Genomic DNA, 13,949 nt, shown 5'->3' with positions numbered 1-13,949 from the left:
CCCGATTAAATGTCAAGAACTTGCGGTTGCTGTGCCGCATGGGTGTGCTCGTTGCCCGCGTAAACTTTCAGCTTACGGAACATTGCACGGCCCAGCGGGCCCTTCGGCAGCATGCCTTTAACCGCGATTTCAATCACACGCTCAGGACGGCGAGCAATCATCTCTTCAAAGGTCGCCTGTTTGATACCACCGATGTGGCCAGTGTGGTGATAGTAAATCTTGTCAGTACGCTTGTTGCCGGTAACGGCGACTTTGTCAGCGTTCAGAACGATGATGTAATCACCGGTATCAACGTGCGGAGTATATTCCGCTTTATGCTTACCACGCAGACGGCGCGCCAGTTCAGTCGCCAGGCGACCCAAGGTTTTGCCAGTTGCGTCAACAACATACCAGTCACGCTGTACGGTTTCTGGTTTAGCTGTAAAAGTTTTCATCGAAAAGCTTACCCAAATTAAGTTACACGTTGGTGAAAACCCAAACGCTTAAGTAAACGGTTGAGGCTCACACGACCATTTTGACCAGCAAGCCTACCCCTTCGGATAGAGTTACCGGAGCACAACGGATTCGGGAAATAAATCCAGTTGCTGTAACGTGGGGTCGCAAGATTATAGAGAAGTCGATTGCAAAAATCGAACCCTATTTGATCTTTTTCTTGCGCCCTCTCAGGGCAGATGCGGCAGGCGCAAATACTCCTCGCTCTGCATTTCCTGCAGGCGCGACAGGCAGCGCTGATACTCAAATTTCAGCCGCGTGCCCTGATAGATTTCGAACAGCGAGGTTTCCGCCGCGACCACCAGCTTGACGTGACGCTCGTAGAACTCATCCACCAGCGCGAGGAAGCGCCGCGCCTGATCCTCGGTTTTATAGATCATCACCGGCACGTCGTAGAGCAGCACGCTGTGAAAACGGCGCGACAGCTCGATATAGTCATGCTGGCTGCGCCCTTCTCCGCACAGCGTCAGGAAATCGATCGCCAGCACCCCTTCGCTGACGCCCAGCGTCGCCATCTGGCGATGGTTAATCTCCAGCACCGGCGCGTCGTCGCGCGCGCTGCCCGCCAGCGCCTTAAACATACGCTCCATCTCGGCGTGGGTCGCCTCGTTCAGCGGCGCGTTCCACAGGTGCGCCGAGGTCAGCGTGCGCAGGCGGTAGTCGATGCCGGCATCGACGTTCATCACGTCGCAGTGCTGTTTGATCTGCTCAATCGCCGGCAGAAAGCGCGCGCGCTGCAGGCCGTTGCGATAGAGCTCGTCCGGCGGAATGTTTGAGGTCGCTACCAGCGTAATGCCGCGCGCGAAGAGCGCCTCCATCAGCGTGCCGAGCAGCATAGCGTCGGTAATGTCGGAGACGAAAAATTCGTCGAAGCAGAGAATGTCCGTTTCGGCTTTAAAGCGGTCGGCAATGATCAGCAGCGGGTCGCTCTGCCCCTGCAGCTGCGTCAGCTCTTCATGCACGCGCAGCATAAATCGGTGAAAGTGCAGACGCAGTTTGCGGTTGCCAGGAATAGACTGAAAAAACAGATCCATGACCCAGGTTTTACCGCGTCCTACGCCGCCCCACATATAGAGGCCACGCACCGGCGCCTGCGCGTCGGTTTTCTCTTTGCCCATCAGTCTGGACAGGCGGCCGAACAATCCTTTGCCGCTGGCGGGCTGCTCGGGCTGACGTGCAAGTAAGGCCCGCTGAACGGCGTCCAGTCGGGTAATTGCATCGCGTTGTACATCATCGGGTTTAAAGTCGCCCTGCGACAGCGCCTGCTCATAGCGCGCAAGCGGAGATAAGGTTTGCATGGTTCTCTCAGAATCCCTGAAAAGGTCTTATTCACAGTTCGGTTGACGAAAAAAAGGCCGCCCTACACTAAGGCATGCCGCCTCAGAGTTCCACATCCATAAGATTAACGGGTATAGTGACTACTATTGAAATGGTGGATGCCCTACAAACAACGGAAATTACATGGGAGTCATTATGACCTGGGAATACGGGTTAATTGGTTTAGTCATTGGCATTATTGTCGGCGCGGTTGCCATGCGTTTCGGTAACAAAAAACTGCGCGAACAGCGCAGCATGCAGTATGAGCTGGAGAAATCCAAAGCAGAGCTGGCGGACTACCGCGAAGAGCTGACTAACCACTTTGCACAGAGCGCCGAGCTGCTGGATAACATGGCGCGCGACTACCGCCAGCTTTATCAGCATATGGCAAAAGGATCGAACGATCTGCTGCCGAACCTGCCGGGCGAGAAAAACCCCTTTGCCTATCAGCTGACGGAAGCGGAAGCGGATAACGATCAGGCACCGGTTCAGATCCCGCGCGACTATTCCGAAGGCGCGTCAGGCCTGCTGCGCGGCGAACGCGCTGCGCGCGACTAATCTTATTGGGGCGTAACCCGGTTGCGCCCCGCATTTTTGCGAACCCAGACCCTGAATCAGCTGTCACATACGTTTACTCCCCCCACTATTCGCAGCGAGAGCGTTGTAGCAATGAAAAAACAAGCACGTCTGTTAAGCGCATTAGCCTTGAGTATCGGAATGAGCCTGGCCGCAACGCCTGCGGCGATGGCGACCCTGCCCGCGCAGATTCAGGGCCAGCCGCTGCCCAGCCTGGCACCGATGCTGGAAAAAGTGTTGCCGGCGGTGGTCAGCGTTCATGTTGAAGGTACGGAAACCGCCAGCCAGGCGCAGGATATTCCCGAGCCGTTGAAGCGCTTCTTCGGTCAGGGGCCGGGCGGCGATCAGGCGCAGCCGTTCGAGGGGCTGGGCTCCGGCGTAATTATCGACGCGGCTAAGGGCTACATCCTCACCAACAACCACGTGGTCAATGGCGCGGACAAGATCAGCGTGCAGCTGGGTGACGGCAGCGAATATGATGCGAAGCTGATTGGTCATGACGAACAGACCGATATCGCGCTGATTCAGGTAGAAGGCGCGAAGAATTTGACGCAGGTGAAGATCGCCGACTCCGATCAGCTGAAAGTTGGCGATTTCGCCGTGGCGATCGGCAACCCGTTCGGGCTGGGCCAGACCGCCACCTCCGGCATTATCTCGGCGCTGGGCCGCAGCGGACTTAATCTGGAAGGGCTGGAAAACTTTATTCAGACCGACGCCGCGATTAACCGCGGCAACTCCGGCGGCGCGCTGGTCAATCTCAACGGCGAGCTGATCGGTATCAACACCGCGATTCTGGCGTCGAGCGGCGGCAATATCGGCATCGGCTTTGCGATCCCGAGCGACATGGCGATGAACCTGGCGCAGCAGCTGATCAAATATGGCGAAGTGAAGCGCGGCCAGCTCGGCATCAAGGGCACCGAGATGACGGCGGATATCGCCAAGGCGTTTAACGTCGATGCGCAGCGCGGCGCCTTCGTTTCGGAAGTGCTGCCGCAGTCCGCCGCACAGAAAGCGGGCGTTAAGTCAGGGGATATCATCACCTCGATTAATGACAAGCCGATCACCAGCTTCGCCGAACTGCGCGTAAAAGTGGGCACCACCGCGCCGGGCGAGAAAGTGAAGCTCGGCCTGCTGCGCGACGGCAAACCGCTGTCGGTAGAGGTGACGCTGGAGCAAAGCGCTCAGACCACCGCCAGCGCGCAGCTGATGTCGCCTGCGCTGCAGGGCGCGATGCTGAGCGACGGCGCGACCAAAACCGGCGACAAGGGCGTGAAGATCGACAGCATCGAAAAAGGCACGCCGGCTGAGCAGGTCGGGCTACAAAAAGATGACGTGATTGTTGGCGTGAACCGCACGCGCGTCACCAGCCTTGCCGAGATGCGCAAAGTGCTGGAGGGCAAACCGCCGGTGCTGGCGCTGAACGTGGTGCGCGGCGACGAGTCTATCTACCTGCTGCTGCGTTAATTCCTGCTACAGGCGAACAACACAAGCGCGTGTTTGTTCGCCTTTCTCGTGCTATTCTGCCCTGCGATCTCCCCCTGGCATAAGTTAACACCATGTTTCCTAAACTTTTGCGTTCAGTGGTGTTGGGCCTGATTGTCGCGGGCATTTTGCTTGCGGCGCTGCCCGCACTGCGCATGGGCGGCACCAGCGCCCTTCTTAACCATGAAGACAGCGAAGACGAAACGCCCTTCAGCTTTAACGCCGGCGTCCGCCGCGCCGTGCCTGCCGTGGTCAACGTCTACAACCGCAGCGCCCACGGCAATAACAACCGCGGCATTACTACGCTGGGCTCCGGCGTGATCATGAACGCCAAAGGTTATATCCTGACCAACAAGCACGTTATTAATAACGCCGATCAGATTATCGTCGCGCTGCAGGATGGCCGCTTTTTTGAGGCCAACCTGGTCGGCTCTGACGCCATGACCGATCTGGCGGTGCTGAAGATCACCGCCTCCAGCCTGCCGGTGATCCCGATTAACCCGCACCGCGTGCCGCATATTGGCGACGTGGTGATGGCAATCGGCAATCCCTATAACCTGGGGCAAACCGTCACGCAGGGCATTATCAGCGCCACGGGCCGCGTCGGCCTCAGCTCCTCGGGACGCCAGAACTTCCTGCAAACCGACGCCTCTATCAATCAGGGCAACTCCGGCGGCGCGCTGATTAACTCGCTGGGCGAGCTGATGGGCATCAATACCCTGACCTTTGATAAAAGCAACGACGGCGAGACGCCGGAAGGCATTGGCTTTGCCATCCCTACCGCGCTGGCGAGCAAGATTATGGACAAGCTGATCCGCGACGGCCGCGTTATCCGCGGCTATATCGGCATCACCGGGCGCGAGCTGCCCGCCCTGCACAATCAGGGCAGCGGCATCGATCACGTTCAGGGCATTATCGTCAGCGTGGTGACGCCGGACGGTCCGGCGGAGAAAGCGGGCGTGCAGGTCAACGACGTGCTGCTGAGCGTGAACGGCAAACCGGCCATCTCCGCGCAGGAGACCATGGACCAGGTCGCGGAGATCCGCCCAGGCTCAGTGATTAAAGTCGAGGTGCTGCGCAACGATCGGAAGCTGACGCTGCCGGTGACCATTCAGGAGTTTCCCGACAGCGGGAATTAACCGAGCGTCTTTCCGGCCGCAACGGCATTAAAACGCGGGTAGCGGGAACCGAAGAGCAAAGCGTCCCGCTATCTCGTTTAGCTGCGATCCACCGGAAACGCGATAACCTCACTCAGGGAATCCGCCTTCAGCGCCAGCATAATCAAACGATCCACGCCCAGCGCCACGCCGGAACAGGCTGGCATGCCGTGCGCCAGCGCATCCAGCAGATAAGTATCGACCGGATGCTGAGGCAGCCCGCGCGCCGCGCGCCGACGGTTATCCTGCTCGAAACGCTGACGCTGTTCGCGGCTGTCGGTCAGCTCGCGGAAGCCGTTCGCCAGCTCCACGCCTTTGTAGTAGACCTCGAAACGCTCCGCGACGCGGTGATCCTCGGTGCTGATCTCGGCCAGCGCCGCCTGGCTGGCAGGAAAATGATAGACGAAGGTCGGCTTATCAATGCCGATCTTCGGCTCCACGCCCAGCATAAACAGCAGCATCAGCAGGGTATCGCGATCTTCTTCGCGGTTCGCCAGCTCGCCTTCTCCCAGCTTCTCCGCCGCTTCGCGCAGCTGCGCCTTATCGGCTGACAGCGGGTCGAGATCGAGATGGCGAATAAACGCCTGCTGATAAGAGAGCGATTCCGCGCTGTCGCACTCCAGCACCTGCTGCAGCAAATCGTCAACCTCGTTCATCAGGCGGTACATATCGTAGTGCGGGCGATACCACTCCAGCATGGTGAATTCAGGGTTATGGTGACGCCCCGCCTCTTCATTGCGGAAACAGCGCCCCATCTGATAGATCGGTCCGCTGCCTGCCGCCAGCAGGCGCTTCATATGGTATTCCGGGCTGGTCATCAGCCAGAGATCGCGTCCCTGCGTTGCGCCGGGACCGACAAAGCGCGTCTGGAAGGGCACCAGATGGATATCGGTGACGGTTGCCTGGCTCATCGCCGGCGTATCCACCTCCAGCACGCCGCGATCGGCAAAGAAACGTCGGATTTCCGCAAGGATAGCCGCTCGTTTCAACAAATTGGCAATAGGTGCGCTCGGCTGCCAGCTTGCCGTTTCGCTCATGTTGATGACTCCTTATAAAATAAGGGGTGGAAGTCTACCTGTATTGCATCCGGCAGACAATCAGCCGTCCGATACCAGAGAAAGATCGCAGCGGCACCTATACTTAATCTGTTCAATCAAAAAGGAATCGTTTATGTCTCCATGGAAAACCTTTATCGCAGGCCTCGGTTCAATGCTGTCAGTAGCCTGCTCTACTACGCCCCCAAAAAACGTTACCGTCGTCGAAGGGTTCGACAGCCAGCGCTATCTCGGCACCTGGTATGAGATCGCGCGCCTCGATCACCGCTTCGAGCGCGGCCTGGAACAGGTTACGGCGACCTACAGCCCGCGCGACGACGGCGGTCTGAAGGTCATTAACCGCGGCTACAAGCCGCAGAAGCAGAAATGGCAGGAGAGCGTAGGCAAGGCGTACTTTACCGGCGATCCGCAGCGCGCCGCGCTAAAAGTCTCTTTCTTCGGGCCTTTCTACGGCGGCTACAATGTTATCGCGCTGGACAAGGAGTACCGCTATGCGCTGGTATGCGGTCCGAATCGTCACTACCTGTGGATATTGTCGCGCACGCCGCAGCTGGATGAGGGCGTGAAGCAGAAGCTGGTGGATCAGGCGCGGCAGGCCGGTTTCCCGGTGGAAGAGCTGATTTGGGTCAGGCAGAAATAACCGGTACGACAAGATCGTACCGGCTTGAAGAAATTACTGCGCAGTACGCTGAATAGCCTGGCCGCCCGCTTCTACATCCTCGCCGACACCTCGCGTGGTGTTGCAGGCGGACAGCAGAGAAGAGAGCACCAGCACTGAGAAAATCGCAACAATACTTTTCTTTAACATGGCAATATCCTTTTTGTGGTTGCAGTCAAGTACAGCGCTTTAAGCATAGACTGCTTATGGCCAAACGTACTGAAACACACCGAAAAAAGGTTATCGGACAGGACTATTTTGCCGCGCGCGAAATAGCGCCGCCAAGGTGGGAAACATCTTCGCCGAAGCCATGAAAGGTATTGCAGGCGCTGAGCGCTGAACAGGCCAGCAGCGCAAGAGTGAAAAGCAGTAGCTGTTTTTTCATTCTTCTTTACTCACACAGGAAAAAGGCGCATCCCGGGATGCGCCTTCGCACTTATTTTACGCGTGAAACGTATTCGCCGGAGCGGGTATCGACTTTAACCACTTCGCCGATCTGGACGAACAGCGGCACTTTAACCACGGCGCCGGTCGCCAGTTTAGCAGGCTTGCCGCCGGTGCCAGCGGTATCGCCTTTCAGGCCCGGATCGGTTTCAATGACTTCAGCTTCGATAAAGTTCGGCGCCTGTACGGCGATAGCTTTGTTGTTCCACAGGGTGACGATACACTCTGCGTTGTCCTGCAGCCACTTCTGCACATCTTCCAGCACTTTGGATTCAACCTGATACTGCTCAAAGGTTTCCGGGTGCATAAAGTAGAAGAAGTCGCCGTCGTTATAAGAGTACTGCAGCGTCATATCAATAACGTCCGCGCCTTCAGCTGAGTCGGTAGACTTGAAGGTTTTCTCAACGCGCGTGCCGGTCAGCAGACGACGCATTTTTACGCGTGCGAATGCCTGGCCTTTACCTGGCTTAACGAATTCACTGGATTCGATGGCGTAAGGCTCGCCTTCGAACATGATTTTAAGACCGGAACGAAAATCGTTGCTAAGATAAGTCGCCATAAAGGCCCTCTGTAAATATTGAACTGGTAATAGCCAAAAAAATGGCACACATTGTAACCCTAAAAACCCCTTCCAGAGAAGATTGGTTGCAGCAACTTGCTGATGTTGTCACCGAACCTGATGAATTACTACGTCTTTTAGGCCTTGAAGGGCATGCGGAACTGGCCGCTGGCCGCGACGCCCGCCAGCTTTTTGCGCTGCGCGTGCCGCGCGCCTTTATCGCCCGCATGAAGCCGGGTGACGCGCAGGATCCTCTGCTGCTTCAGGTGCTTACCCAGCGCGAAGAGTTTGTCCAGGCGCCGGGCTACAGCGCCGATCCGCTCGACGAACAGAGCAGCGTCGTACCGGGCTTATTGCATAAATACAGAAACCGCGCCCTGCTGCTGGTCAAAGGCGGCTGCGCGGTCAACTGCCGCTACTGCTTCCGTCGCCACTTCCCCTATCAGGATAATCCCGGCAACAAGCGCAGCTGGCAGGGGGCTATCGACTATATCGCCGCTCATCCCGAGCTGGATGAAATTATCTTCTCCGGCGGCGATCCGCTGATGGCGAAAGATCATGAGCTGGCGTGGCTGATTGAGGCGCTGGCAGCTATACCGCATCTGAAGCGTCTGCGTATCCATAGCCGCCTGCCGGTGGTTATTCCGGCGCGCATCACCGATGAACTGTGCCGAATGCTGGCGGAGACGCGCCTGCAGGTTTTGATGGTGACGCATATTAACCATGCGCAGGAGATCGATGCGTCGCTGGCGGCGGCGATGCAGCAGCTGAAGCGCGCCGGCGTGACGCTGCTAAACCAGAGCGTGCTGCTGCGCGGCGTCAATAACGACGCCCAGGCGCTCGCCGATCTCAGCAACGCGCTGTTCGACGCGGGCATTCTGCCCTACTACCTGCACGTTCTCGATAAGGTGCAGGGCGCGGCGCACTTTTACGTCTCTGACGACGAGGCGCGCGCGCTGGTGCGCACGCTGCTGACAAGGGTGTCCGGCTATATGGTGCCAAAGCTGGCGCGAGAGATTGGCGGCGAGCCGAGCAAAACGCCGCTCGACCTGCAGCTGCGTCAGGCGTAGCGCGCCTGCTTTGCGCGCGCAAAAATTAACGGCCGGTTAAAACCGGCCGTTTTCTACAGGATGGCGAACGCGATCAGGCTTTCGCCGGGCACTTGTAGACCTGCCCGTTCATTTTGCTGTCCAGAGGCGCGAAAGCGGACCACAGGTTTTGCGTCGGGCTGGTGGCGCCGTAAATCACATTGCCGCCCATTTCCGCTGCGCGGTTGCGCAGATCGTTAGCTGCGCCGCGCAGCGAGCTGCCCTCGCCGCCGGAACCGCTCAGCCAGTTACTCTGTGAACCGGTGACATTACCCAGCAGCTGACATTCGCTGCCCGGTTGTTGATCGGTGAAGGTGACACGTTCGCCGCCAGCGCTCAGCTGGTGAGAGCTGCTGCATCCCGCCAGCAACAAGGTACTGACTGCCAGTCCGAGCAAGAGGTTAATCCGCATTGTAATCCCCATTTATTATCATCAGTATCGGGCGGCAGCGTAGCAGAAAAGTATCTCTTTTTTCTGAACATTCATTGCCCTGAGCCCGCAAAGCCGAAGGTTTGCGCCCTTACTTATACCCTTTTCATCCGCAAAAGAAAAACCCCCGACCGTTTCCGATCGGGGGTTTTTCAGAGAGCAAAAGCGTCAGGGCAATTACATCATGCCGCCCATACCGCCCATGCCACCCATGCCGCCAGCGCCAGCACCTAAGTCAGGCGCGTCGCTTTTCGGCAGGTCGGTCACCATGCATTCGGTGGTGATCATCAGACCAGCAACAGAGGCCGCGTACTGCAGGGCAGAACGGGTCACTTTGGTTGGGTCCAGGATACCGAAGTCGATCATGTTGCCGTACTCTTCAGTCTGCGCGTTGTAACCGTAGTTACCGTCGCCCGCTTTCACGTTGTTAGCGACAACAGACGGCTCTTCGCCGGCGTTAGAGACGATCTGACGCAGCGGTGCTTCCATTGCGCGCAGCGCAACTTTGATACCGACGTTCTGATCTTCGTTCTGACCACGCAGATCGGCCAGCTGTGCTGCAACGCGAACCAGCGCCACGCCGCCACCCGCTACCACGCCTTCTTCTACCGCAGCACGGGTTGCGTGCAGGGCATCTTCAACGCGGGCTTTCTTCTCTTTCATTTCAACTTCAGTTGCTGCGCCTACTTTCAGAACGGCCACGCCGCCTGCCAGTTTCGCTACGCGCTCCTGCAGTTTTTCTTTGTCGTAGTCAGAGGTTGCTTCTTCAATCTGCTGACGAATCTGGGTTACACGGCCCTGAATCGTCGCCTCTTCACCCACGCCATCGATGATGGTGGTGGTGTCTTTGTTGATAACCACGCGTTTTGCCTGGCCCAGATCTTCCAGCGCCGCTTTTTCCAGCTCCATACCGATCTCTTCAGAGATAACGGTACCGCCGGTCAGGATAGCGATATCCTGCAGCATCGCTTTACGACGGTCGCCGAAGCCCGGCGCTTTCACCGCAGCAACTTTCACGATGCCGCGCATGGTGTTGACCACCAGCGTTGCCAGCGCTTCGCCTTCAACGTCTTCAGCAACGATCAGCAGCGGTTTGCCTGCTTTAGCAACGGCTTCCAGCACCGGCAGCATTTCGCGGATGTTGGAGATTTTTTTGTCAGCCAGCAGGATGAACGGTGATTCCAGCTCAACTGCGCCCGTTTCCGGCTTGTTGATGAAGTACGGAGAGAGGTAGCCGCGATCGAATTGCATACCTTCAACCACGTCCAGCTCGTCCTGCAGACCGGTGCCTTCTTCAACGGTGATAACGCCTTCTTTACCCACTTTTTCCATCGCCTGGGCGATCAGGGTGCCGACGCTCTCATCGGAGTTAGCGGAAATGGTGCCGACCTGAGCGATAGCTTTAGAGTCTGAGCAAGGAACAGAGAGCGCTTTCAGCTGCTCAACCGCTGCAACAACGGCCTGGTCGATACCGCGCTTCAGATCCATCGGGTTCATACCCGCAGCCACAGCTTTCAGGCCTTCGGTGATGATTGACTGCGCCAGTACGGTTGCGGTGGTGGTACCGTCGCCTGCTGCGTCGTTCGCTTTAGAGGCAACTTCTTTCACCATCTGCGCGCCCATGTTTTCGAACTTGTCTTCCAGTTCGATCTCACGCGCTACGGACACGCCATCTTTCGTGATGGTCGGTGCACCAAAAGATTTATCCAGAACCACGTTACGGCCTTTCGGGCCCAGGGTAACTTTTACTGCATCTGCCAGTACGTTCACGCCGCGCAGCATTTTTACGCGAGCGTCATTACCGAATTTTACGTCTTTAGCTGCCATTTCAATTGTCCCTTAAATTCGTTTCGTTCAGTGAGTTCCGCGTAATTACGCTTCAACAATCGCCAGAATGTCGCTTTCAGAGATGATCAGCACTTCTTCGTTGTCGATCTTTTCAGTTTTCGCGCCGTAGCCTTCGCTAAAGATCACCAGATCGCCAACTTTAACGTCCAGCGGCTTCACTTCACCATTTTCCAGGATGCGACCATTGCCCACGGCCAGTACTTCGCCACGGGTTGATTTGCCTGCTGCAGAGCCGGTCAGAACGATGCCGCCAGCAGATTTAGCTTCAACTTCTTTACGCTTGACGATAACGCGATCGTGCAACGGACGAATTTTCATTAGATAGCTCTCCTTTGAGAAGTCCAATCATTCAGTTTCTGGGTTGAACGCCGGGCTGCAGGGCTTCCGGCCTCGTGGTGCAAGAGATAGGGTCGGTTAAAATGGCTTTCAAGGGGCGCCAGGACAATTTTTTTACCTGGCGATGACAACTGCCCATATTTTGCACAAAAGGGCCGCGTTTCGCGCCGCGTATAAAAAAAGCGCGACCTCAGGTCACGCTTCTCTTCTGAACCGCCTTTAGCGATCGTGGCGATCGTCATGGCCGATGCGGTCGCTGTCCTTGCGCTCATACTCGCCATCCACGGTAAATCCGCTGTCCGGGCCGGCGCCAGGGCCGCGCCAGACGCGCAGGTGGGGCATCAGCTTCAGGGTCAGATGCTTTTGCACCGGCGGCAACAGCAGCAGCAGGCCGAGGAAGTCGGTAAAGAAGCCAGGCAGCAGCAGCAGGAAACCCGCGATGATCAGCGACACGCTTTTAATCATCTCTTCGGCCGGGCTCTCGTTGCGCGCCAGCTTCTCCTGCATCAGCATAAAGTTTTTCATGCCCTGGTTTTTCACCAGCGACACGCCGATTGCCGAGGTGAAAATCACCAGCAGCATGGTCAGCAACACGCCCAGCGCGTGAGCCACCTGAATAAACAGGGTGATCTCAATCCAGGCGAGCGCAAAAATAATGATTAACGGTAACCAGCGCACCGTATTCTCCTTTTAGTCGGGCTGCTCTGCGTCAGGCAGGCAGCGGAAAATGCCCTGTCAAACGGCATAGCCATGAGATGGGCCTGCCGTAACGCTAATTCAACCGCTGTTTTCAAATATTTACAGAAGGGTTAAATTTGTGCGTCATCTCACATATCGTAGTTATTGCAGCAATAATTGATGCATGGATACCTGTCCATGCTCGCGCTTTAGCCCGGCGGCAGCATATGATCGTGCGCGCCGGTGTCGAGGCGGATACACTGTCGGCTCCGGCTTTCCACGACAAATCAATACATCACCTGTGATGGATAGCGCCAGCGCAAGCGGCCAATAACAAGAAGGTTATCATGGCGAACAACATTCGTATCGAAGAAGACCTGCTAGGCATGCGTGAAGTCCCCGCGGATGCCTACTACGGCGTTCATACTCTGCGTGCGATTGAAAATTTCCGTATCAGCAACAGTAAAATCAGCGACATCCCTGAATTCGTACGCGGCATGGTGATGGTGAAAAAAGCCGCCGCGCTCGCCAATAAAGAGCTGCAAACCATTCCGCGCAATATCGCCAACACCATTATTCAGGCCTGCGACGAGGTGCTGAATAACGGCAAATGCATGGATCAGTTTCCGGTCGACGTCTATCAGGGCGGCGCGGGCACCTCGGTCAATATGAACACCAACGAAGTGCTGGCCAATATCGGGCTGGAACTGATGGGCCACCAGAAAGGCGAATATCAGTTCCTTAACCCCAACGATCACGTCAATAAATGCCAGTCCACCAACGACGCCTATCCCACCGGCTTCCGTATCGCGGTCTACAGCTCGATTCTCAAGCTGCTGGACGCGATCAAAGAGCTGGGCGAAGGCTTTGAGCGCAAGGCGGCGGAGTTCGAAACCATTCTCAAGATGGGCCGCACCCAGCTGCAGGACGCGGTGCCGATGACGCTCGGCCAGGAGTTCCACGCTTTCCACGTGCTGCTGAACGAAGAGACGCGCAGCATTCTGCGCACCGCCGAGCTGCTGCTGGAGGTGAACCTGGGTGCCACGGCGATCGGCACGCGCCTCAACACGCCGGACGGCTATCAGCAGCTGGCGGTGCAGCGTCTCGCCGAGGTGAGCAACCTGCCGGTGGTGCCAGCGGAAGATCTGATCGAAGCGACCTCCGACTGCGGTGCTTACGTGATGGTGCACTCGTCGCTGAAGCGCCTGGCGGTGAAGCTATCGAAGATCTGCAACGACCTGCGCCTGCTCTCTTCCGGCCCGCGCGCAGGCCTGAACGAGATCAACCTGCCGGAACTGCAGGCGGGCTCCTCGATTATGCCCGCCAAGGTCAATCCGGTGGTGCCGGAAGTGGTGAACCAGGTCTGCTTCAAGGTGATTGGCAACGACACCACCTTAACCATGGCGGCGGAAGCGGGCCAGCTGCAGCTCAACGTTATGGAGCCGGTTATTGGCCAGGCGCTGTTCGAGTCGATCAGCATTCTCACCAACGCCTGCTACAACCTGCTGGAGAAATGCGTTAACGGTATTACCGCTAACAAAGCGGTGTGCGAAGCCTACGTCTTTAACTCCATCGGCATCGTGACCTACCTCAACCCGTACATTGGCCATCACAACGGCGATATCGTCGGCAAGATCTGCGCGGAAACCGGTAAAAGCGTGCGCGAAGTGGTGCTGGAGCGCGGCCTGCTGACCGAAAGCGAGCTGGATGACATCTTCTCGGTGCAGAACCTGATGTACCCGGTCTACAAGGCGCGTCGCTATACTGACGAAAACGAACAGTAGGTCTGTTTTCACAATGCGAAAAAAGGCGCGCCGCGATCAACACGG

Annotated in this window: 16 protein-coding genes; 6 read left to right on the top strand and 10 right to left on the bottom strand. The window is 57.1% G+C overall.

Features of this window, described 5'->3' with window-relative positions:
* Nucleotides 1–5 precede the first annotated feature (5 nt).
* Both rplM and zapE read right to left on the bottom strand, forming a co-directional pair.
* Nucleotides 6–434, bottom strand: coding sequence for a 50S ribosomal protein L13 (rplM, locus tag MHZ97_RS04195; protein ID WP_033793286.1), 429 nt, complete (start codon nt 432–434; stop codon nt 6–8).
* Between the two features lie 228 nt (nt 435–662).
* Complete coding sequence (zapE, locus tag MHZ97_RS04190; RefSeq protein WP_103793745.1) at nt 663–1,790, bottom strand: cell division protein ZapE; 1,128 nt, start codon at nt 1,788–1,790, stop codon at nt 663–665.
* Between the two features lie 175 nt (nt 1,791–1,965).
* Here zapE and zapG point away from each other — a divergent pair, with 175 nt between their 5' ends.
* From zapG to degS, 3 genes are all read left to right on the top strand, one after another.
* On the top strand, nt 1,966–2,367 hold the full coding sequence (gene zapG, locus MHZ97_RS04185) for a Z-ring associated protein ZapG (protein WP_033749631.1): 402 nt from the start codon (nt 1,966–1,968) through the stop codon (nt 2,365–2,367).
* A gap of 111 nt (nt 2,368–2,478) precedes the next feature.
* The gene (gene degQ, locus MHZ97_RS04180) at nt 2,479–3,849 is read left to right on the top strand and encodes a serine endoprotease DegQ (protein WP_103793744.1); all 1,371 of its coding nucleotides are present in this window, start codon (nt 2,479–2,481) and stop codon (nt 3,847–3,849) included.
* Nucleotides 3,850–3,941: 92 nt separating this feature from the next.
* A complete protein-coding gene (degS, locus tag MHZ97_RS04175; protein WP_103793743.1) occupies nt 3,942–5,006 on the top strand; it encodes an outer membrane-stress sensor serine endopeptidase DegS in 1,065 nt (354 codons plus the stop codon).
* A 77-nt stretch (nt 5,007–5,083) separates the two neighbouring features.
* Here degS and epmA read toward each other — a convergent pair whose 3' ends face one another.
* On the bottom strand, nt 5,084–6,061 hold the full coding sequence (gene epmA / locus MHZ97_RS04170) for an elongation factor P--(R)-beta-lysine ligase (RefSeq protein ID WP_103793742.1): 978 nt from the start codon (nt 6,059–6,061) through the stop codon (nt 5,084–5,086).
* Between the two features lie 133 nt (nt 6,062–6,194).
* On the opposite strand from epmA, the gene MHZ97_RS04165 reads away from it, so the two are divergent.
* The gene (locus tag MHZ97_RS04165) at nt 6,195–6,719 is read left to right on the top strand and encodes a lipocalin family protein (protein ID WP_103793741.1); all 525 of its coding nucleotides are present in this window, start codon (nt 6,195–6,197) and stop codon (nt 6,717–6,719) included.
* Between the two features lie 33 nt (nt 6,720–6,752).
* Here the strand turns inward: MHZ97_RS04165 and MHZ97_RS04160 are convergent, their stop codons facing one another.
* The 3 genes from MHZ97_RS04160 to efp form a co-directional block, all read right to left on the bottom strand.
* Complete coding sequence (locus MHZ97_RS04160) at nt 6,753–6,887, bottom strand: entericidin A/B family lipoprotein (RefSeq protein WP_033749247.1); 135 nt, start codon at nt 6,885–6,887, stop codon at nt 6,753–6,755.
* A 103-nt stretch (nt 6,888–6,990) separates the two neighbouring features.
* A complete protein-coding gene (locus tag MHZ97_RS04155) occupies nt 6,991–7,122 on the bottom strand; it encodes an entericidin A/B family lipoprotein (RefSeq protein WP_103793740.1) in 132 nt (43 codons plus the stop codon).
* 51 nt (nt 7,123–7,173) lie between these two features.
* A complete protein-coding gene (efp, locus tag MHZ97_RS04150; RefSeq protein WP_033793280.1) occupies nt 7,174–7,740 on the bottom strand; it encodes an elongation factor P in 567 nt (188 codons plus the stop codon).
* A gap of 41 nt (nt 7,741–7,781) precedes the next feature.
* On the opposite strand from efp, the gene epmB reads away from it, so the two are divergent.
* Nucleotides 7,782–8,810 carry an EF-P beta-lysylation protein EpmB gene (gene epmB, locus MHZ97_RS04145; RefSeq protein WP_239313479.1) on the top strand — a complete coding sequence of 343 codons (1,029 nt, stop codon included), beginning with the start codon at nt 7,782–7,784 and terminating at the stop codon, nt 8,808–8,810.
* A 73-nt stretch (nt 8,811–8,883) separates the two neighbouring features.
* On the opposite strand, the gene MHZ97_RS04140 is transcribed toward epmB, so the two are convergent.
* The 4 genes from MHZ97_RS04140 to MHZ97_RS04125 form a co-directional block, all read right to left on the bottom strand.
* Nucleotides 8,884–9,240, bottom strand: a complete 357-nt coding sequence (locus MHZ97_RS04140) for a DUF4156 domain-containing protein (protein WP_103793738.1) — start codon at nt 9,238–9,240, stop codon at nt 8,884–8,886.
* 195 nt (nt 9,241–9,435) lie between these two features.
* A complete protein-coding gene (gene groL / locus MHZ97_RS04135; protein WP_103793737.1) occupies nt 9,436–11,085 on the bottom strand; it encodes a chaperonin GroEL in 1,650 nt (549 codons plus the stop codon).
* Between the two features lie 45 nt (nt 11,086–11,130).
* Nucleotides 11,131–11,424, bottom strand: a complete 294-nt coding sequence (locus MHZ97_RS04130) for a co-chaperone GroES (protein ID WP_033749242.1) — start codon at nt 11,422–11,424, stop codon at nt 11,131–11,133.
* Between the two features lie 237 nt (nt 11,425–11,661).
* Nucleotides 11,662–12,120, bottom strand: a complete 459-nt coding sequence (locus tag MHZ97_RS04125) for an FxsA family protein (RefSeq protein WP_033749241.1) — start codon at nt 12,118–12,120, stop codon at nt 11,662–11,664.
* 347 nt (nt 12,121–12,467) lie between these two features.
* On the opposite strand from MHZ97_RS04125, the gene aspA reads away from it, so the two are divergent.
* Nucleotides 12,468–13,904: an aspartate ammonia-lyase gene (gene aspA / locus MHZ97_RS04120; RefSeq protein WP_033793295.1), complete on the top strand. Its 1,437-nt coding sequence runs from the start codon at nt 12,468–12,470 to the stop codon at nt 13,902–13,904.
* Nucleotides 13,905–13,949: the final 45 nt, after the last annotated feature.

Source organism: Pantoea sp. ACRSC, from assembly GCF_022346785.1.
GTDB lineage: Bacteria > Pseudomonadota > Gammaproteobacteria > Enterobacterales > Enterobacteriaceae > Pantoea > Pantoea alvi.
Note: the sequence above shows the minus strand (reverse complement) of the source record. Positions and strands in the feature narration are given on the sequence as shown.